The sequence below is a fragment of the Microcoleus sp. CAWBG58 genome (assembly GCF_020883045.1).
Classification (GTDB): Bacteria; Cyanobacteriota; Cyanobacteriia; order Cyanobacteriales; family Microcoleaceae; genus Microcoleus.
In genome coordinates, this window is record NZ_JAHRFA010000033.1 from 13883 (window position 1) to 33925 (window position 20043).

The window sequence follows — 20043 nt, forward strand, 5'->3', positions numbered from 1 at the left end:
AATATCGCTGGGCAGTTGCTTTCAATCCATAATTATGATTATTGACAAAAAATCAGTAATTCTGGTTTTTTACTTTTTAAGGCAAAAGTGACTGTACACGTTGTTGGTATTGGTTTAGATGGATCTGCTGGGCTGAGCGAATCGGCGCGGCAGGTTGTAGAAATGGCCGCTCTGCTCGTCGGGAGCGATCGCCATTTGAGCTATTTTCCCCAGCAATCCTGCGAGCGCTGGGCGTTGGAAGATTTAACCGAAGCAATTCTGGAAATTAGGCGTTGGTTGGCCGCAGATGCGAATTTAGAGCCAGATGCAGGAACTTTTTCGCCCCCCTCCACCCCCTCCCATCAACTGATTGTAATTTTAGTAGCTGGAGACCCGCTGTTCCACGGTTGGGGAAAGTTGCTCATTTCCCAACTCCCTCCGGATAAATTGACTTTTCACCCCCATGTAAGCTGCGTGCAGTTGGCCTTTAACCGCTTGCACATCCCTTGGCAGGATGCTCATTTTGTGGGTTCCCAAGGACGTTTTTTTGAGGAACTGACGGCAAAACTCAAGCTGGGTGTTGAGAAAATTGCGGTACTCGCAGACGAAACTCACACTCCGGCGGCCGTAGCAAGTTTGGTGAAAGCTCTGGATTTGCCCACACGCTACCAGTTTTGGGTTGGCGAAAATTTGGGTTCCGCCGAAGAGCGCGTGGGTTACAGGTCTCTGGAAGCTTTGCTGGGAGAGGATTTTGCACTTCTGAGCGTGGTGGTGATGCTGCGGCAGTCCCCGCCGACAGAAGCTTTGGATTTGGGAAAGTTGCCTTTGTTGGGTATTCCCGATGCAGCTTTTATCGGTTGTGGCGACAAACCTGGTTTGACGGTGGAACGGGAAGTGCGGGTGTTGGTACTGGCACAATTGGCTTTGCAACCCGAACAAGTTGTCTGGGATGTGGGAGCTGGTAACGGTTCTGTGTCGATCGAGATTGCTCGTTTATTCCCGCAGTCCGAAGTATACGCGATCGAACAAACGGTTTCTGGAACTTCTGCGATCGAACTCAATTGTCGCCGTTTTGAGTTGCAAAATCTGTTTTCGATTCACGGAACCGCCCCGGAAATCTTGCACCGCTTGCGTCCGCCGCACCGGATTTTTATCGGTGGTAGCGGTGGAGGGTTGACTAAAATTTTGGGCGTTTGCGCCCTGCGGCTGCTCGCTGGAGGGTCGATCGTCCTAGCTTTGGATGTTTTTGAGGATATTGCTACTGTTTTAAGCTGGATTGGCGATCGGGTGCGCCGGGAACCGCACTGGAGTTACCGCATCGTGCAGGTGCAGTTATCGCGTTCTGTGTCTGGGGGCAGTTTGACTCGTTTTGATGCGTTGAATCCCATTTCGATTGTGACGATCGATCGACATTTGAATTAATTCTAGGATTTTCACCGCAGATGAACGCAGAGGAATCGTTGTAATATCTTACATTTTGATTGCTCCAATCTTCGGACTTCCAGGTATAGATTGCCCTCAACTGTCAACTAAAGAGAGAGGGCGGGCACGGGGGCACCGCCCCTACTACTGTCAACTGTCAACTGAATGAACCGAACAGTCCCATTGGACTTTAGTCCGAACGATCGCACCGAATAATGCTGATTTTTTCGGACATGATATGATAGCTGAGATAGCGTTGTTCGCTCTCGTTGACCCAGGTGCAAATTGATTAAATCAACTCCATGACCGCAGTAAATTAAATTAAATTAAGGTACTAGAATTGTGCAAATAAATCAGCTAGGGTTCCTATTTGTTGATGTTGTACTCTTGGCGATCGCCCTGATCGTTCTAATTCCCGTTGCAGTTCTATTCCTAGAATGCTGTGCAGCTTTCCTTTCCAGCTTTGGCACTACAACAGCGGAAACTCAAGAACCCCGCCCCAAAGTAGCAGTTTTAATTCCCGCCTACAACGAAGCAGCAGGAATCGCCGCCACCATCTCCACTATATTGCCGCAGCTAACGCCTCAAGACCGACTGTTAGTGATTGCTGACAACTGCACCGACGCCACAGCAGAAATCGCCCGCAATAGCGGTGCAAGCGCGATCGAGCGCCACGACACAGAACGCAAAGGGAAGGGATACGCCCTAGATTTCGGCTTGCAGTCGATCGCCTCAGACCCCCCAGAAGTAATCATCATGGTTGACGCCGACTGTATTTGTCAGCCAGATGCGATCGATAAATTAGCCCGGGTGGCAATGGCAGAACAAAGACCGGTGCAAGCAACATATTTAATGGAACAACCGCCCAATCCTACCCCAAAAGATTCAATTTCTGCCTTAGCATTTTTAGTGAAAAATTTAGTCCGGCCGAGCGGATTAAAACAGCTAGGATTCCCGTCATTGCTAACAGGTACGGGCATGGCTTTTCCCTGGTTAATCATTCGAGATGTTCCCTTAGCCAGCAGCAATATCGTCGAAGATATGCAAATGAGCTTGGATTTGGCGATCGCCGGACATCCAACCGTATTCTGCCCCGAAGCCCGAGTCACCGGATGTTTACCGCAGCAGCAACAAGTAGCTAAAACTCAAAGAACCAGATGGGAACACGGACACTTACAAACCTTGCTAACTCAAACTCCCAGGCTGGCGACAGCTTCGATCGAGCAACAGCGTTTTGACTTAATGGCGATCGCCCTCGACTTAGCCGTCCCTCCCCTATCGCTTTTAGTTGCTATTTGGCTAGCCGCTTTTGCCGCCTCAATACTAGCAGCAGCGATCGGAGCATCTACGATTCCTGCCATATTATTAGGAGTACAAGGATTGCTAATTTTAGTTTCAATAGTCAGCGCTTGGGCAAAATTCGGACGTGCCGACATTTCCGGCGCAACTCTATTATCTGTTCCTTTTTACATCCTGTGGAAAATCCCTTTATATCTGGGTTTTATCCTGAAACGTCAAACTAAATGGGTGCGAACAGAACGGGATGTTTAGTATGAGGTAATATTCGGTAGGGTGCGTCAGCCAGATAGTTGATACTACTCGAAATTCTTGTTTCTGACGCACCTTACGATGACTGTAAGTTATTTTTTGATACGAGATTTGAAAGTATTAGATAAGCGTTGACGTAGCCGATCCGTTTGTTGCCCAATCAAAACACTCATCAAAACAATTCCCATCCCAATCAGTTGAATTGGCGTAAGTGTTTGGTGTAGTAAGACGAATCCCAGTAGTGTTGCTACTACAGGACTCATCAACCCTAGAGATGCCACAGCCGATGCTTTTAGTTTATCAATCCCCCGAAACCAAAGTGCATAAGCAATTCCAGTGCCGACTAAGCCCAGGTAAACGAAGCCCAATAGGTTAGTTGTTGAGATATGAGTTATTGGCCCTTCAATCGCTAGGGCGATCGGCAGCAGAACGATTCCACCAACTGTTAACTGCCATGCTGTAAAAACAAGTAGAGAAACTGGCCGTTTCCACCGTTTGACTAGCACCGTTCCCAGACCCATTGTTGCGGCTCCAGCGATCGCAGCAACAATGCCAATGCTATCAAGACGTGCATTAGGGCCCAGAACCAGCAACCCGACACCAATAAAGCCTGCGATCGCCACCACAATAGAGAGCTTAGACGGTTTTTCATTCAATATTAGCGAAGAAAATAATACGACTAATAAAGGTTGGATTGCGCCTGCCGTTGCAGCAACGCCACCCGGAAGACGATAAGCAGCGACAAATAATAGTGCTTGAAAAATTCCGATATTGAGGCTACCCAAGAGCAGAATACGCCACCACCAAATACCTTTGGGCAGTTGTCTAAACCAGGCTGCTAGCAGAATACCGATCGGGAGCGATCGCAAAGCAGCCACTAATAGCGGATGGTTAGGGGGCAGGAGTTCAGTCGCTACAACATAAGTTGTTCCCCAGATCATCGGCGCCAGAGCAGTCAGCAGAATATCAGAGAGGCGAACAGTAGCTGTCTTCACAGTTTTATCTTAATATCAAGATACTTGATATCAAGATACTAGCATTTATCTTGATGTTAAGATGGTTGGCATCAAAATTTTTAGGTGAGTAGCATTTCAATGAATGCCGATCCAGTCGATGCGATTTTGGCTCAATGGCAAAGAGAGCGCCCTGACTTAGATGTGTCGCCAATGGGCATTATTGGTAGGATGGGGCGACTGACCAAATACTTAGAACGATCGCTTCAACAGACATTTTCCGACTTTGGCTTGAACGTTGGAGAATTTGATGTGTTGGCGACATTGCGCCGTTCTGGCCAACCGTACCAGCTTACGCCGACCGAGCTATTCAATACATTGATGGTTTCATCCGGTACGATGACGCATCGTATAGATCGCTTAGAACGGGCCGATCTTGTGAAGCGCATGGACGATCCGAGCGATCGCCGAGGGACGCTAATTCAGTTGACAGATAAAGGTTTCAACGCGATCGAGAAAGCTGTTGAGGCTCATGTTGCCAATGAGCATCGACTCCTTAGCGCTTTAGACGAAGCCGAACGTAAAGTTCTAGCTCAACTGCTGCGGAAGCTTTTAATTTCATTTGAGGAGTAGCGATGGTGGCAGTAAAAAATCATTGCAGCGGATGCACAAAGTCTTTTTGCTTCGTTGCAATCATACTTGTCACAATACAAAAATCGTTCAACTTAGCGAAATCCCAGACTTCTGTATCTGTTTTCTCTGCTAGCCCGTGAAACTGAACATGGCTAGCGTTAGGGAAAATATCAGCCAAGCGAGTAACTAATTTTTAATTTTCGGCTCAGATTTTGATCGAATAGTAGTTTCAAGCGACACTCACCGAAGCAACTAAACGACGATCGCGATCGGCAACAAACTCTAAACAGGCTCTAATATCTGCTTCTGTTAGTTCTGGGAAGTCGTCAATAATCTCAGTAATAGACATTCCAGAAGCCAACCAGCCAAGAACATCGTAAACCGTAATTCGCATCCGACGGATGCAGGGCTTACCACCTCGCTTATCCGGCTCTATGGTGATGATGTCGCGATAGCTCATGATGCAGGTAAAGTGTTTGCACCTACATTATAGAAAAACATATCGGAAAATAAATACAAAAAAATCTGAAGCTGGAAATTTCCAACTTCAGACTTTTACTAACTCCCCGGGTAGGATTTGAACCTACGACCAATCGGTTACACTTATCCCAACGTTTCCGAAGGGCGCGGACTATATCATCATCCCTAAAACGAAGACTTATCATCTATCGCGGGATGTCGGGCGCTGTGAGATTTATTGGTTAGGCTCCTCATCTCTAGTCTCTGCACCTTTCCGGCTACTTGCGGTCGAAACCACTGCCTTTCGCTGGACTTGGCTCAAGATTGCCGCCACCCAAAGTGCTGCGGTTTCCTTGAATTCACCCGATTTTTCAGTACCCGTTACCGGATAAAGCTGCTATGTCACTAGGGCTTTTGGTTAATTCCAAAGGCTTGGGTTCATTACAGCCGATCGCTCTGCCACTGAGCTACCGAGGATTGCGTGGTTTTTGTCACCCACATTTACTAATAGTAGCTGAACTGATTTGATTTGGCAAGGCCTTTGACAAACTTTTTTTTTGTCATACAGAAAGCGGGTTTGAGCAGCTAATGCAGCCCCATTCTCATTCTGGCGAGGCGCTGCTGCGATTCTGGATCGAGGGAATTGGACAGAAAGCGACTGGGGTTCTGTTTGCGGGATTTGTGCTGGCGCTCGCTGCGGCGGGCGGTGGATTCTACGTCAGCCTCTAGTTGTTCGGCGGACATCCATTCGGCGCCGTAGCCGACTACTGTCAATTGCTGCGCTCGATCTGATGTGGCGACAATCATCCGCCCTTTGCCTTTGACCGATCGCAACTCGTAGCGCAAACTAGCACAAGATTTTTCAATATAAGTATCTGCCGTCTGACCGAAGTCAGTGTAGTGCACTGATAAATTTTTAGTAATAATTTCTTTGACACTGGGAGTGTCTCGATAGTGAGCGTCAAACACCAGTCGGGCTTCAAAATCTTGAAGAGCACTGTAGTTAACTAAAGCCTCAATCAACTCGCGGCGGGCTGTTTCGAGTTCGTCGCGATCGCGCTTCTCTCGGAGTCGAGGCCAAAGTCCAATCATGTTATAGCCGTCTACAAGTAAAACTGCTTGCGATATATAGGGTGACATGGTTCAAGGCTGAAGAGCTCCAGCAGATAGAGGACGTTATTTGCATTGTTCATCAAAGCTTTTGTTAAATCTTATTACAGATTGATGATTGATTGCTACCTCCGATCGCAATAATTAAACCCCCCAAATCCCTAGGCGTCTGGGATCTGGAGGGCAATACGATTGTCGGTTTTCGATTTTCGATTTTTGATTAAAGAATGGGGAATGACTTGTCACATATGGGTTTGGAGTTTGCTTAAAGTTGCATTCCTATGGGAAATTGGTTTGGGATTTGTGCGATCGTCCTCTGTAAGCAACGCTTGCGAACGATCGATAAATTTTCCCGCTTATTCGAGAGATTCGACGGATACGGGCGATGGCTGACGCCCCGCTTCGCTACGGACAACCGCCGGTAGAGATATTTTCTCCACCGCAGGAGTACAGCCCAGCCACTGCACCGACAAGTCCGCAAACTGTTGCGGGACACCACTCACGCAAAAACGAGTCGGCAGCGCAGCACCCGAATTTCGCAGCCCTAAAACTTCCAATTCTCGTGCAGCAGCAGCCACCACGCGCACCGCAGGATCGATTAAATTCACCCCAGCAGGCAAGAGCGATCGCAACACGGGAGCCAACAGCGGATAATGAGTACAACCGTAAATCAGCGTATCAATTCGCTGCTGAATCAAAGGAGCCAAATATTCCCGAGCCACCTCAGAAGTATAAGGATCGTGAATCCGATTTTGCTCCACCAAAGGCACAAAAGCCGGACAGCTAACCTGCCATACCCGACAAGAATCGTCCATTTCCAAAATCGCATTTCGATAGGCATTGCTAGCAGCCGTAGCCGGAGTTGCGATTACCCCGATCCGCTTGCCTTGCTGCACCGCAGCCTGGGCCCCCGGCAGAATTACTCCCAGCACCGGAATATCAAACTCAGCCTGCACCATCTCCATCGCCAAAGCAGAACTGGTGTTGCAGGCCATAATCACCATTTTTACATCTTGTTCCACGAACCAAGCCATAATTTCGCGGACAAAATGCACAATTTCCGACGCAGCCCGAGTGCCGTAAGGCAGCCTTGCGGTATCTCCAAAATAAAGTATTGATTCGTTGGGCAATTGTTTGTATAACTGCGTCAAAACAGTCAAACCGCCCACGCCACTGTCAAATATACCGATTCTTTGTTGTCTGGAGTCTGTTGTCATTTGTTAATAGTTAGTTGTCTGTTGTCTGTTGTCTGTTGGCAGGAAAGCAGTTAACTCCGAAAGCAGTTGGCTGTTAACTGTTGGCAGTAAAGCAGTTTTCTGTTGTCATTTGTTAATCGTTTTCTGTGGCTAATAACAAATAACCAATAACATTAATCAACTGTCAACTGTCAACTGTCAACTGTCAACTGTCAACTGTCAACTGTCAACTGTCAACTGTCAACTGTCAACTGTCAACTGTCAACCGCCCATCATCTTTGTTGAAGATAATATAAAATGCCACGAGCGATCGACGCCGCCATTTGACTCCGATAAGCTGGATCGGAAAGTCTAGCAGCATCCTCAGCACCTGTGACAAAACCGACTTCCAGCAACACAGAAGGCATAGCACTCTTCCTCAAAACATAAAATCTCCCCTGGCGCACCCGGCGGTCTTTCGCCCCCGTCCCATCCAAAATACTGGCGTGAATCACCCGAGCTAAATCTTCCCCTGTATCGAAATAATAAGTCTCAATCCCACTAATATCCGGGCGACTCATGTTAATCGCGTTGGCGTGAATGCTGACAAACAAACTAGCATTGACCCGTGATGCCAAAGAAACTCTTGGTTCTAGGTCAATTTCGCTGTCGTCAGTCCTAGTCATTACCACTTGCACGCCCTGCTGTTCTAGCAGCCTTGCCACCTGATATGAGATATCTAAAACAATCTCCTTCTCCTGAATGCCCCCAATCCCCACGGCACCCGGATCGCGGCCGCCGTGACCAGGATCGATCGCCACTACGACGCGGCGGTTAGAACCTTGGGGCAAATCACCCGCTCCTATACTGCTTCTCGGCGGTAACGGCTGCGGATTTGGATCGCGAATCACAGGTGACTGCGCGCTACTACTCGATCGCAATTGCAAAGACAGCACCTGCGGGTTAGGTCTCGTCACCCTGCCTACCTGTACCCCCGATCGCGGCTGCACCCAAATCACCACAGTCTCCGCGTCTTCCTGGCTAGCGGTAAACGATACAGGACTGTTGCCATCGAGCTGAGGAATTTGCCCCGACAGGGAACTAGAAGCAAGCCGAATCCAGTAAGCTCTCGACGATTGATCCCACCCGCTGGTATAGGAGACTTGGCGGTCAGTTCTGACCACAAATTGCGTGCCGTTATTCGCTAAATCGATCGACTGAACTCTAGCTAAACTTCCTTGAGCTGGTCTCCCAACAGTTAAAGGTTGCGATCGCGCGAGCATTGGCGGACTCGTGCCTCCTGGCGATAGCACAACCGAGCCAGAATTGGCTACAGAAGCGCGCCACTGAGTATTAGAACTCTTCATCCGCAAAGTTACGCGGGTAACGGGCGGATCTGTTGGCAGTTGCCGGACTTCAATCTTGTCAACTCCGTGCTTGCCATTGGTTTGAGGCTGTTGGCCGCCCGCACCCGGAGCTAAAGTAGCTCCTTCAATATCGAGGGTAGCAATGTCCCCGGCCCGACTTTGTTGAAAATTAATTTGGGGGTTGCCGCCGGCAGTACGGATCAAAAAACCGTCCCCCGTCACCTGAACGTTCTGAACTACAGTCGCTTCAGCAGATTGGGTTTCCCTTGCTGAAGGTTCAACCGATAATCTTTCTCCCCCGGGTTCTGAAATCGAATTTTGAGTTCCTCCCCGTACCGGTGCGGGTAAATCTACTGTCCACTCGCTGGCAGAAATGCCCCGAAATTTTACTTGCTGGGGGTCTAGAGTAAACCCGTCTTTGAGTTCGACGACTATTCTGGTGGTATCGCTGTCAAACTGTCCTACTCGCACAGATTCGATCGCCCCTGAGAGCGGTTTATTGACCGAGGGACTGCCCAGACTCGTCCCCGGTAAGTCGATTACCAATCGCGTGGGGTTGAAAATCAGTTGAGCCTTGGGTTGGACTCCCCCCTCTGTTCTAATGTAGAGCCGGTTCTCTGAAGCATCAAACCGCCAAGATTGCAGTCTAGCTGCTTCGGCGGCTCCGGTGAGCAAAAATACACTTAAGAAACTTGGTAGTAGCCAGTGGAATTTCACGACAGTTTTTTCCTCGTTTGCGTTACTGCTAAAAGCTGGAAGGGTGCTGCTTGCCGTTACATAAGACTTACCCAAAGCTACCCAACTTTATACAAAGCTGTCCTGGGGAATCTTACTTCCTGTTTCAACCTGGTAGTGTCGGCACTAGACCAGTCCGCAGGCTATCCCCGTCTAACTGACGGTTTTTGACAAATTGATTGCTGCATTTAAGTCGCGGTCAATCTTAAAACCACAATGGCTGCATTCAAACATTCGCTCACTCATAGAGAGTGTTTCTTTTTTTGTTCCACAATTAGAACAGGTTTTTGAACTTGGGAACCAACGGTCAACTATTACCAACTTTGAACCGTACAACTTGCATTTGTAGGTGAGCTGGCGTCGTAACTCAAAGAAACCCATATCAGCAACTGATGCAGCTAGTTTATGATTAGCCATCATCCCGGATACATTCAAATCCTCTATGACTATTACACCGTGGTTTTTGGCAAGTAATGTCGTTAGTTTGTGCAACGTATCTTTACGGATGTTAGCTATCTTTCTATGCAGTCTAGCTATCTTGACTTGTGCTTTTTGCCAATTACTCGAACCGATGACTTTATGCCGATTCAACCATTGCATTCTTGAGAGCTTTGCTGCATATTTTTTGTAGGATTTAGCACCGATAACTACTTCACCTGTCGATAGAGTAGCCAATGCTTTAATACCGAGGTCAACTCCTACAATATTTGTTTGGCATGATTCTTGTTGTTCTACATCAAACCTGAAACTGATAAACCACCTGTCGGCAATACGGGATATCGCGCAAGATTTAGTCAATACTTGCGGTAGCCTTTCATAAGTTTTGAGGACGCCAATTACAGGAACTTGGATTTTGTTACTCCCGCTGATTTTGACTGTCCCTTCTAATGTGAAAGAATCTCGCCTTCCTTTTTTCTTAAACTTTGGTACGCCAGCAGTCTTTTTAAAACACCGTTTCCATGCTTCTCGCAATGCTATTAATGCGCTCTGCGGTGTAGATTTGCTGCACTCGTAATACCAAGCATTTTCTGATTTCACCAAAGCTACCAACAGTTTGTGCAGATCAATAGCTGTGGGAAATTTGAGTTTTTCCTTGGGGTTTGCTTGATTGTGATCGAGAATGTTTTTAGTTAACCACAGTCCCCAATTCCAAGCGTGACGCGCTACCCCGCAATGTTTAGCTAGCAGTATTCGCTGTCGAGCATTGAGTTTTAATTCGGTTTTAAATCCGACTAGCATGGCATTCCTTTATTTGGAGCACGGCATATATTTCTTGCTTGCACTGTCTTATTGTGACCAATATCAGACATCGCAGCAAGTATGGAAAACCTAACAGAAGACAAAAGCTACCCACGATCGGGCGCATATGGGCAGCTTTGTCTAACAATCTAGTTACAGTTTCTAGCCCGCATACTTGGGGGCGATCGATTATAAGCTGACTGAGAAATTGTTGGCACAAGAGGAGGTATTTATAGCAGAAGGAAGAAGGAAGTTGGGCGACGATCGCGCGATCGCGATTTCAAGGATGCGATCGGTTATAAAACTTTAGTTATAGTCGCGAAAGAACTCAAAAGTAATAAAATCACGGGTTTCAGCAATTCCGAACATCCGGCCCGTCTGGTGCTGCTGCTATTTATAAGAGCAATTAACACCTAATTTCTTGAAGTTAGAAATTTGAATTTTACCACAAAGAATTGGTTGAAAGCTCCAACGCCGATCGGGAGAAATTAAAATCCGACTATTCATTATTCCAATCCTCTTCGTTAAGGGTAGATTTCGCTCTCAAATTGTCAACTGTCTACTATCAACTGTCTACTATCAACTGTTAACTGTCAACTGTTAACTGTTGAACGCTATTCAAGGAATCTGTTCTACAGGTCTTTAATGGATGGAGATAGTTACATTAAGGTAATAATCCGTTTGACATTTGCATTGTATTCTAACTTTTCATAGGCTACCTCGATAACTTAACAACCTATCTCGATCGCAATCAGGATTTCCAAGATTGAAATCACTTTTGAATTCACCTAAATATTAGTTCCCGACCGACTAGCATATCCTTTTAGAAAATCATTTTCTCTGACAGCTTGACCCTGACATATAACTACATAGCGCGTCTTCCGTCTTTTTCGATCGCAATTGGGACAGTCAGGCATTTCCAGTACTACTGGAAACTTAGTTGTTAGCTGGGTTCGGGCGATCGCTAATCTTAAACCACGATCGCTAGTCAATGCTATTAACTGTAACCGGAGAGTGTTTTGTCTCAACTTGGTGGGCAATGCTTTGTCACCAAAACTCTTTGAACGCGCGGGATCGACCGCCAGATGGTTGGTTAGTTGACCCAGGAAAAGTTTTGACCGGAGATATTGTTATCACAGTTGTAAAGTTTTCTCGACACCAAAAACAATCGATCGGCTTCTGGCAAAAACCTGCGATTTGGGTTGATGGCCTGCCTTTCGACTAACTGCATAACTCGCACCTATACTACCAGTTAGAGAAGATACAGTATCTTGGCGATTGTGTCAATCTCTAAATTACTGAAAAAAGCGATCGTGAAATGAGATAAATTATCTCACCAAAAGAGGGAGACTGGCTGGAACACAAAACTCGCCCAGAACCCAAAAGTGGTTTAGGTTAGTTAAAACCCCATGAGCGGTGCCCTTGTCAATCTCAAATGGCAAAGAGAAAATCTCCAATCGACTTACTCTCAGGGAGCATCTCAGTTTGGCGATCGAAGTAAATCAATCTTTGAGATTTGAGATTTGAGATGTGGGGATTGAGGTGGAATTATTGATGATTTCCAAGTTTTACCATAGTCAGTCACCTTGGCTTGCCAGGAATTACTGGGTGAAATGTACCTGTAAGTCAACTACCCATCACCAAGCGGAGTACCGCTATGAGGGCTTGTATCTGAGCTCCACCGCAATTCTGAGAACCTTTGCAGGATTTCAGTTTTAGTTTCACGGCCCGACACATCAGGGGATGCTGACAAGCTCCCCGTACTCGTCCAGTCTTGCCGGACAAGCAACGTTCTCATGGCAATATTTCTGCTTCCCACCAAATCAGCATGAAGTTCGTGTTCGCAACATTCACATCGGAATAATAAACCTTTTTTCGGCCTGTTGCCCATAGAAGTATGCCCGCATTTCGGGCAACTTTGCGAAGTGTAATGCGCTGGAACTTTAGTCGCCAAGGAACCGTTCAAATTTGCCTTGTAGTCGATATAGCCGTGTAATTCGGCAAACGACCATTTAGCTTTATTCCGATTGGCTTTGCGTTGCTTGTTGCTAGCCGAATTGCCAGACTTGGACTTGGTTCTATCCCGGATTCCGGTCAAGTTCTCCAGTCCAATCAAACTGTTGGGCTTAGCAATTTCCTTGCTGAGCTGGTGGTTGACATCAGCGATAAACCGTCTTTCTCGACCCGACAAAGCAATTAATCTGCGTTTGGCTGAACGAGTGTCTTTACGCTGAAGAGTTTGTCGCGCTTTGTGATAGCGGTTAGCTTTATGTCTAGCATTTTTCCCTGAGTAGAACTTCGACTTATTTTGCAAGTCTGTTTCTACAGCCAAGTATCGCATCCCTACGTCAACACCAGAAACTCTGGTGATTTTCAACGGGTCAACATCAGGAGTCTCTACTTCAATACTCACCATTAAATAGTAAGTTTTGGAAGAGCGCTGGTAAACAATCTTTGCTGCTCCAATCTTAGAGCCACTAGCAATCAATGCCAAATGCTTATTGTAACCATCGTAGGTCACTACTATTCTCCCGGTGAGAGTGATAATACTCACCCGCTGCTCGGTCTTAAAAGAGTAGTCCCGCTGATAATTCAAGGTACAAGTCCGAGAAACATACTTAGGAGCTTTATCTAGTCCCTTATATCGTTTCTTGGTGTACCCTTTGGCAATAGCATCGTTAGATTGTTTAACTTTAGTCCAAAGTGTTTTATAGGTTGCCGACACTTGCCTGGGTACGTTGCAAGCCATCTGAGCGCCGAGTCCAAAACGCACTCGTAACTCGTTGTAGACAATTTTTTGCAACTTTAAGCCGTTGCTGGTTTTGCCCGCATCAAAAGCGACTTGCGAAGTATAATTCAAAGCATCACTGTAGGCTAAAGTAGTCTGAGTTACCAAAGCTTTTTGCTCGGCATCTAGATTTAACTTTAGTTTGGCAGTGATTACTTGTGTCATTATCTTTCACGAACTCCAAGATAATCCTATCTCGTGAGCCAGTTTAATTCAAGTCGTGCACCAAGACAATTTGCTCATTCATCGACCGCCCCAAACCTTCCGGCATCTAAAGTTATCGATTTGGTTCGGGGCGGCTCTGTTCACTCGCGCGCATTCCTCCCGACGCTCACCGCTCGTACAGGTAGAGCGCGGGACTCCTGCTGATTAAGTTGAATCTCGCCCGTAGCTGCAAAATTTCGATCGATCCAGTTCAAAATTGCTTCATTTACTTGTTCCGGGCATTCATCCTGAGGACAGTGACCGGCATTGTCTAATTCAACTAGCTCTACATACTGCGGATTCCATTCGACAAATTGGTGGGGCCGGGCGAACCGAGGGGGAATCATCCGATCTTGTTTGCCCCAAATTAACAGCATCGGGATTTTGGAATTTCGCAGTACAGTCTTGACACCGGGGCTGAATTGTGAACTGCCTACAGCTTTAAATACAGCGCAGAAGGCACGGGCGGCTCCCCGATCGCCCGCAGGCCCTGATAGAATGTCCACTAATTCGTCGGTAACAGATTCCGGGTTGGCGTAGGCAAAGCCGACCCAGCGGCGGACAACTGAAGGTTTGCGGACGAAAGCAAACAGAGGCCTGAGGATGAGCGGAGAAACAAACCAGCTTTCCACAGCTTCGATCGCCGGTAACAGCCATCCAGGTACCGCCTCGGCTCGCACAGAGGGGTCTGGGAGGCTAATCATCACCGTGCCGGCTACCATCTCCGGGTGAGCGGCGGCGGCGGCCAGACAAATCAGGGAACCGATCGAATTTCCTGCCAATACTACTGGCTCTCTGATAAAAGTCAGCCAAAAATCATACACTTGATCGACCCACAGAGACACGTCGTAGTTAACGGGAGCTTTTTGGGAAGCGCCAAAACCCAACAAATCCAAGGCGTAAACTGTATGTTTTTCCGCGAGGGGGCCGAGATTTTGACGCCAATGACCGATCGAAGCTCCAAACCCGTGCAGTAAAATAATCGGTGTGGTGGATGGCTTTGAGGGGATTGGTTCGGCCTGGGAATCTTGAAATTCGATCGCGCCTCTATCGCGTTCTAAAGCCGGCCGCAAATAGCTGTAGCGAGTTTGCCAACCCCGCCACACCCAGTCTCGTTGAGTTCCCACCCGTTGGTGCCAGTGCAGAGAATTTGTCAATTTTGCCTCTGTTCGCAACATAAATTTACATTTGGTTATACTTAATTCTACAAGGCAAATCAGAGGACTTGGGGAACGGATGGGACTGGGCGAGATTAGCTAATAAAAGGCGTTTTACCTGATTTTTAACGATTTACCGGGAATTTGCGACCGTTTTACCACAAATCTGGCACGGGGGCGGGCGATCGTGTGTGAAGTTAAAATAAAACTAAGCAGAAACTTAGCCAGACTGAGTAGAATAACAGGTATTGTAAGAATTCATTTACGATCGTCCAAATATTCTCTAAGGCTTGAGCTGAGGGGAGAGAGGGCGCGATAGTACGTCCGGTAAGGGTAACACCTTACACAATAGCTCGATCGAACAAAATAAAAGATTGGTCGATCGAACCTGTAACTATCAAGAAGCTTCAATATTAAACTACTGATTGTAAAACCATTCATGCCTGTGATTGAAAGAAGACAAAATCGCAACCTACCCCAGATCAACGAAAATATTCGATACCCCAAAATCCGGGTTATCGATACCGACGGCGCGCAACTAGGGATATTGACACCCGCAGAAGCGCTGCGTCTGGCAGAAGAAAAAGAACTCGACCTCGTACTTGTCAGCGACAAAGCTGACCCGCCTGTATGTCGCGTTATGGACTACGGGAAGTACAAATTTGAGCAAGAAAAGAAAGCGCGAGAAGCCAAACGGAAGCAACACACTGCTGACGTGAAGGAAGTCAAGATGCGCTACAAAATTGAAGAACACGACTACCAAGTGCGCCTCAAACTAGCAGACCGCTTTATCAAATCTGGGGACAAAGTAAAAGCCACGATCATGTTCAGAGGTCGGGAAATCCAACACAGTAACCTAGCAGAGGACTTGCTCAAGCGCATGGCCACAGATTTGCAGGAAATCGCAGAGGTGCAGCAAGCGCCGAAAAAAGAAGGCCGCAGTATGATGATGCTGCTGTCGCCGAAAAAATAGTTATGAGCAATTAGTCATCAGTCATCAGTCATCAGTCAATAGTAATAGACTGGTGACGGTAGACTAATTGCTATGCCCAAAAATGGATATAGGTTTCCGACTCTAGTCGTCGAGGGTCAAAACAAAAATTTTAGACTCTAGTTCCAGCTCCTAGATTCCATCTGTGGAGCAAATCTAAAATCGTAAGGGCGCTCGCGCTAGGCGAAATCTAAAATCTAAAATCTAAAATCGGGATATCTACGCACTCTTAAGCATGGAAAATTTTCAAATCAGCGCTTGGGCGGGAGCAGGAAAAGGAGTGCTGCGATCGCTCAACCTGCGATCGGAAGAAGTAGAGCGAACCATACTGATGTTCCTCGTCTACACTCTAACATCCGTCGGGCTGATCTGGCTGGAACTCAGCACGGTAGGTCTGTTTTTAGACGAATTCGGTGCGGACAAAATGCCCTTTATCTATATAGCCAGCGCCTTTATCGGTTCTGGTTTGGGATTTGTCTACTCGTGGCTGCAAAAAATCCTGCCCCTGAGACGCACGGTTGTAGTGGTTCTGGGAATGATGTCGGTACCGCTATTTTTGTTTAGATTCGGCATAGGCTACGAAAATACTAAGATAGCTGGCATCAGCATCGCTTTTATTACTATTTTTTTGATGTGGCTGTGGGTGGAAGCTTGCTATGTCCTCAACGACCTCAATACTTCCATTACTTCCAACCAACTGTTTAATATTAGAGAAATCAAGCGCACCTATCCGCTAGTCAGTAGTGGTTATCTAGTGGCTGGAGTAGTTAGCGGGTTTTCTCTGCCGGTTTTGCTCTATGTAGTCGGACTCAAAAACGTTACTCTAGTATCGGGGTTAATGGTGGCGACAGGCTCGCTGTTGCTGTACTACCTCACAGAAAAATACCGCCAAGCTTTCCCGGAAACGGCTCACTGGACAGATGACGATGAAGACGACGACCAACAAGAATTTGCCGCCCGCAAAGTAACAGGCCCTCTCCAAAAATACGCCATACCTCTAGTTAGTTTTTTCGTCCTTGCAGAAGTCCTCTATGTGTTGGTAGATTTTCAATTCTACAGCCAGCTAGAATACCAAAATCCTTCGGACGGCGCTAGTGGAGCTAGTTGGATTGCTAGCTTCCTGGGGATTTACGAAGGCATACAAGGCTTGTTTCAAGTGGCGACTCAGTGGTTCGCCTCCAGCCGGTTGGTAGAACGAATCGGTGTATTCGTAACGGCGATGATTTTGCCTGCGGGAATCGCGATTCTGGGCGTACTGACGATAGGAGCATCCCTGGGCCAGCTAGTATCTGTGTTCATCGGACTGATATTGCTGAGATTTCTGGACGAACTGCTGCACTACACGCTGTTAGAAACTGTGAGCCCGGTTTTATTCCAGCCGATTCCTGACAATATTCGATCGGGAATTCAAACTCTAGTCAACGGTGTGGGCGAACCTATGTCGTGCGGAGTGACAGGAGTTGGCATCCTGATTATGCTGTGGGTGACAGACAAGGTACTGCCCCACCAAGACGAAAAAGACACGGTATTTCACGATAACCAAAGCTTGATATTTATTGGCGCGATCGTACTTTTGGCCCTAGTGTGGCTGTTTGTAGTGTGGCTGATCCGCTCTCAATACGTGGGTTTGTTGGTCAAAAGTGCTGAACGGGGGCGCTTGGGCGTCACTGACGTTGACCTCAAAGCTCTCAAGCGCGCGGTGGTGGAAACTCTGGAAAAGCCCGGAGGCGAAGATGAAAAGCGCTCTTGCATAGAACTCCTGACGCAAATTGACCCCAAAAATGTCGGAGAAGTTCTTGCTCCGCTCCTCGATTCGCTGTCGGCATCGTTGCAGCGCCAGAGCTTGGAAACAATGCTGCAACACCCGAACCCGGAATATTTAGAAGCTGTCCGCGCTCTATCGCAGCAATCCTTGCCGCCGGAGGTGCTGGCCTTGGCTTTGCGTTACATTTGGCTGACGGAGGCTGAACCGAATATTGACAGCTTGCGGCCTTACTTGCAGGCGACTGTCGATCCGGTGGTGCGGGGTACGGCTGCTGCTTTAATTATGAGAAGGGGCGATCGCCAGCAAAAGGCAGAGGCTACTAATACGCTGCGCCAAATGCTTACCCACAAGATGGAACGAGAACGGGTGATGGGAACGCGGGCTCTGGGAGAGGCTGATTATTTGCAAGGACTGCGGCTTTATATCCCCAATCTGTTGCAAGATGAATCTCTGCGAGTGCGCTGCGCTCTGTTAGACGTGATTTCGTCTACTCATTCTGAAGAATATTATCCTTCCCTGCTGCGCGGACTCGGTTACAAATCGACTAGGGAAGCGGCTTTGCAGGCGATCGTCAAACTTCACAATGATGCGATTCCTTTGCTCGTCTATTTGGCTGAGGACATCCATAAGTCCGATTTGGTCAGATTGCAAGCTTGGACGGCTCTCGGTCAAATAGGGACTGTAGAGGCGATCGACATTTTGGTCAGCAATTTGATGACGGCTTGGGGAACTACCAGGCGCAACATCCTCCGCATCCTGTTGAAAATGCCATCGGAAGCGGGTATAGAAGGGATTCTAGACCGCATCGGCCGCAGCGGATTGGAAACTCTTATCGAACAGGAGTTAATGTTTATCGGTCAAATTTATGCAGCTATGGTGGATTTGTCTGGTGTAACAACCTATGGCAATTTTGCCGATCGAGATGCCAGCAGGGGTGCACCCGAGAACGATACGGCTCAATTGTTGCAGCGCGCTCTGGCGGGGTTGGAAGCTGATGCTAAGGATCGATGTTTTTTGCTGATGAAGTTTCTTTATCCACTGGATACGGTACAAGCCGCTGCTTTCAACATCGCTTCTGGCCAACCTTCTTTGGTGGCTCGGGGATTGGAAATTCTCGACAATACTGTGGATATAGCTAAGAAGCGATCGCTGATCAATTTGTTGGATCAGCACTCGGAAAGAGAGAAATTGAGCAATCTCTCGGAATTAATGGTGTACAAACCTCTATCCCCGAGCGATCGTTTGCGCCGCTTGCTGGAATTGCGCCATTTCCTTTCTGATTGGACTTTAGCTTGCTGTTTTCACTTGGCGAGGGAAGCGCGTTGGAGCCTTACCGCCCAACAAACTCTTGTCTGTCTGCAACACCCGACGGGTTTTGTCCGCGAAGCAGTGTTAGCCTATTTGAAAATAGCTTCACCGCGGGCTTTGCTCGAATTGTTGCCGAGGCTGCAAAATGACCCCGATAATTTGGTATCAGCTCAAGTTGAAGAGATGATGGCAGAGTTGGGTACTGGGGGGAAAAGGTAATATTAGTCAGTTGACAGTTGACAGTTGACAGTTGACAGTTGTTAGTTTTCAGTCAACAGTCAACATTTAACTGCTAACTGTCAACAGTTTTTATTCCCCTTGCCCTGTTAAAGTTTAAATTAATCACTGCATCGCATTATGTTAACTAGCGTCGAACGCCTATTGTTTGTCAGGGAAGTTCCGATTTTTAAGGAACTGCGGGATGATTTTCTTGTGCGTCTAGCATCGGTAATGGACGAACTTTCGTTTCCTTCCAAGCACAGGATTTTTACGGAAGGACAAGAAGGCAGATCGCTCTATATCTTGGTATCGGGTACGGTGCGGGTGCATATAGGCGATCGGGATTTGGCACAGTTGAAGGCGGGGGCTTGTTTCGGGGAAATGTCGCTATTTGATGCGGAACCTCGATCGGCTTCTATTTCTACTCTGGAACAATCGGAGTGTTTGATGCTGACTCAAATGCAGCTTTATGATGCGATCGATGAAACGCCGGGAATTGCGGTGAATATTATTCGCCTGCTGTCGCGCCGGATTCGTGAGTTGAATCTAAAGTTGAATGCTAAGGAAGCGGTTATGCCGCCTCCTGATGCTGTGAGAGTTCCTGAAATGCGATGAAGATTGGGAATTGGGAATTGTGTTTTGATCGAACCAAAAGAATTCGTTTGTAGTGAGGACTTTAGTCCTTAATCATAAAATTTTTAGGACTAAAGTCCTCACTACGAACCAGGAGAATTCGTTTGTAGTGAGGACTTTAGTCCTTGCTCATAAAATTTTTAGGACTAAATTCCTCACTACGAACCTGCATAATGTTTACGTGAATTATAATTCAATACGGTTTACTTAACACTATTTATGCCCGGATATCCCCCTAAATCCCCCTGGTTGTAGGGGGACTTTAACAGCTTCTTTTCCCCCCCTTGGTTCGGGGGGTTAGGGGGGATCTGTCTTAAGTAAACCGTATTGAATTATAAAACAATTTAAAACCCGGTTT

Annotated in this window: 16 protein-coding genes; 6 read left to right on the forward strand and 10 right to left on the reverse strand. The window is 47.3% G+C overall.

The genetic code is table 11. The annotated features are described in order from the left end of the window. Positions 1-87 precede the first annotated feature (87 nt). Positions 88-1401, forward strand: a complete 1314-nt coding sequence (gene cbiE, locus QZ918_RS16350) for a precorrin-6y C5,15-methyltransferase (decarboxylating) subunit CbiE (RefSeq protein WP_293336769.1) — start codon at positions 88-90, stop codon at positions 1399-1401. A gap of 342 nt (positions 1402-1743) precedes the next feature. Next, positions 1744-2952 (forward strand): glycosyltransferase family 2 protein, encoded by a 1209-nt coding sequence (locus QZ918_RS16355; protein ID WP_293336771.1) that lies wholly within the window; start codon positions 1744-1746, stop codon positions 2950-2952. 89 nt (positions 2953-3041) lie between these two features. On the opposite strand, the gene QZ918_RS16360 is transcribed toward QZ918_RS16355, so the two are convergent. Further along, the gene (locus QZ918_RS16360) at positions 3042-3944 is read right to left on the reverse strand and encodes an EamA family transporter (RefSeq protein ID WP_293336773.1); all 903 of its coding nucleotides are present in this window, start codon (positions 3942-3944) and stop codon (positions 3042-3044) included. Between the two features lie 84 nt (positions 3945-4028). On the opposite strand from QZ918_RS16360, the gene QZ918_RS16365 reads away from it, so the two are divergent. Next, a complete protein-coding gene (locus QZ918_RS16365; RefSeq protein WP_293336775.1) occupies positions 4029-4535 on the forward strand; it encodes a MarR family winged helix-turn-helix transcriptional regulator in 507 nt (168 codons plus the stop codon). 19 nt (positions 4536-4554) lie between these two features. On the opposite strand, the gene QZ918_RS16370 is transcribed toward QZ918_RS16365, so the two are convergent. The 9 genes from QZ918_RS16370 to QZ918_RS16410 all read right to left on the reverse strand — a co-directional run bounded on the left by QZ918_RS16370 (position 4555) and on the right by QZ918_RS16410 (position 14790). Further along, positions 4555-4713 (reverse strand): DUF5615 family PIN-like protein, encoded by a 159-nt coding sequence (locus QZ918_RS16370; RefSeq protein WP_293336777.1) that lies wholly within the window; start codon positions 4711-4713, stop codon positions 4555-4557. Positions 4714-4764: 51 nt separating this feature from the next. Then, a complete protein-coding gene (locus tag QZ918_RS16375) occupies positions 4765-4995 on the reverse strand; it encodes a DUF433 domain-containing protein (RefSeq protein ID WP_293336779.1) in 231 nt (76 codons plus the stop codon). 584 nt (positions 4996-5579) lie between these two features. Further along, positions 5580-6134 (reverse strand): NYN domain-containing protein, encoded by a 555-nt coding sequence (locus tag QZ918_RS16380; RefSeq protein WP_293336781.1) that lies wholly within the window; start codon positions 6132-6134, stop codon positions 5580-5582. A gap of 326 nt (positions 6135-6460) precedes the next feature. Continuing rightward, on the reverse strand, positions 6461-7321 hold the full coding sequence (murI, locus tag QZ918_RS16385) for a glutamate racemase (RefSeq protein ID WP_293156133.1): 861 nt from the start codon (positions 7319-7321) through the stop codon (positions 6461-6463). Positions 7322-7572: 251 nt separating this feature from the next. Continuing rightward, the gene (locus tag QZ918_RS16390) at positions 7573-9363 is read right to left on the reverse strand and encodes an N-acetylmuramoyl-L-alanine amidase (protein ID WP_293336783.1); all 1791 of its coding nucleotides are present in this window, start codon (positions 9361-9363) and stop codon (positions 7573-7575) included. 171 nt (positions 9364-9534) lie between these two features. Beyond that, positions 9535-10620: an RNA-guided endonuclease InsQ/TnpB family protein gene (locus QZ918_RS16395; protein WP_293336785.1), complete on the reverse strand. Its 1086-nt coding sequence runs from the start codon at positions 10618-10620 to the stop codon at positions 9535-9537. A gap of 1093 nt (positions 10621-11713) precedes the next feature. Beyond that, positions 11714-11851 carry a hypothetical protein gene (locus QZ918_RS16400; RefSeq protein ID WP_293336787.1) on the reverse strand — a complete coding sequence of 46 codons (138 nt, stop codon included), beginning with the start codon at positions 11849-11851 and terminating at the stop codon, positions 11714-11716. Between the two features lie 399 nt (positions 11852-12250). Further along, positions 12251-13573 carry an RNA-guided endonuclease InsQ/TnpB family protein gene (locus QZ918_RS16405; protein ID WP_293336789.1) on the reverse strand — a complete coding sequence of 441 codons (1323 nt, stop codon included), beginning with the start codon at positions 13571-13573 and terminating at the stop codon, positions 12251-12253. Between the two features lie 140 nt (positions 13574-13713). Beyond that, positions 13714-14790, reverse strand: coding sequence for an alpha/beta fold hydrolase (locus QZ918_RS16410; RefSeq protein ID WP_293336791.1), 1077 nt, complete (start codon positions 14788-14790; stop codon positions 13714-13716). Positions 14791-15208: 418 nt separating this feature from the next. Here QZ918_RS16410 and infC point away from each other — a divergent pair, with 418 nt between their 5' ends. The 3 genes from infC to QZ918_RS16425 all read left to right on the forward strand — a co-directional run bounded on the left by infC (position 15209) and on the right by QZ918_RS16425 (position 19667). Next, positions 15209-15742: a translation initiation factor IF-3 gene (gene infC, locus QZ918_RS16415; RefSeq protein ID WP_265239585.1), complete on the forward strand. Its 534-nt coding sequence runs from the start codon at positions 15209-15211 to the stop codon at positions 15740-15742. 253 nt (positions 15743-15995) lie between these two features. After that, entirely contained in the window at positions 15996-19052 is a 3057-nt protein-coding gene (locus QZ918_RS16420; protein ID WP_293336793.1) for a HEAT repeat domain-containing protein, read from the forward strand. A gap of 138 nt (positions 19053-19190) precedes the next feature. After that, the gene (locus QZ918_RS16425) at positions 19191-19667 is read left to right on the forward strand and encodes a Crp/Fnr family transcriptional regulator (RefSeq protein WP_293336795.1); all 477 of its coding nucleotides are present in this window, start codon (positions 19191-19193) and stop codon (positions 19665-19667) included. Positions 19668-20043 lie beyond the last annotated feature (376 nt).

Excerpts from the sequence above, each read along its gene's own strand:
- QZ918_RS16375 (WP_293336779.1), bottom strand. The coding sequence starts at position 4,995 with ATGAGCTATCGCGACATCATCACCATAGAGCCGGATAAGCGAGGTGGT.
- QZ918_RS16380 (WP_293336781.1), bottom strand. The coding sequence starts at position 6,134 with ATGTCACCCTATATATCGCAAGCAGTTTTACTTGTAGACGGCTATAAC.
- murI (WP_293156133.1), bottom strand. The coding sequence starts at position 7,321 with ATGACAACAGACTCCAGACAACAAAGAATCGGTATATTTGACAGTGGC.
- QZ918_RS16395 (WP_293336785.1), bottom strand. The coding sequence starts at position 10,620 with ATGCTAGTCGGATTTAAAACCGAATTAAAACTCAATGCTCGACAGCGA.
- QZ918_RS16400 (WP_293336787.1), bottom strand. The coding sequence starts at position 11,851 with ATGCAGTTAGTCGAAAGGCAGGCCATCAACCCAAATCGCAGGTTTTTG.
- QZ918_RS16405 (WP_293336789.1), bottom strand. The coding sequence starts at position 13,573 with ATGACACAAGTAATCACTGCCAAACTAAAGTTAAATCTAGATGCCGAG.
- QZ918_RS16410 (WP_293336791.1), bottom strand. The coding sequence starts at position 14,790 with ATGTTGCGAACAGAGGCAAAATTGACAAATTCTCTGCACTGGCACCAA.
- infC (WP_265239585.1), top strand. The coding sequence starts at position 15,209 with ATGCCTGTGATTGAAAGAAGACAAAATCGCAACCTACCCCAGATCAAC.
- QZ918_RS16420 (WP_293336793.1), top strand. The coding sequence starts at position 15,996 with ATGGAAAATTTTCAAATCAGCGCTTGGGCGGGAGCAGGAAAAGGAGTG.
- QZ918_RS16425 (WP_293336795.1), top strand. The coding sequence starts at position 19,191 with ATGTTAACTAGCGTCGAACGCCTATTGTTTGTCAGGGAAGTTCCGATT.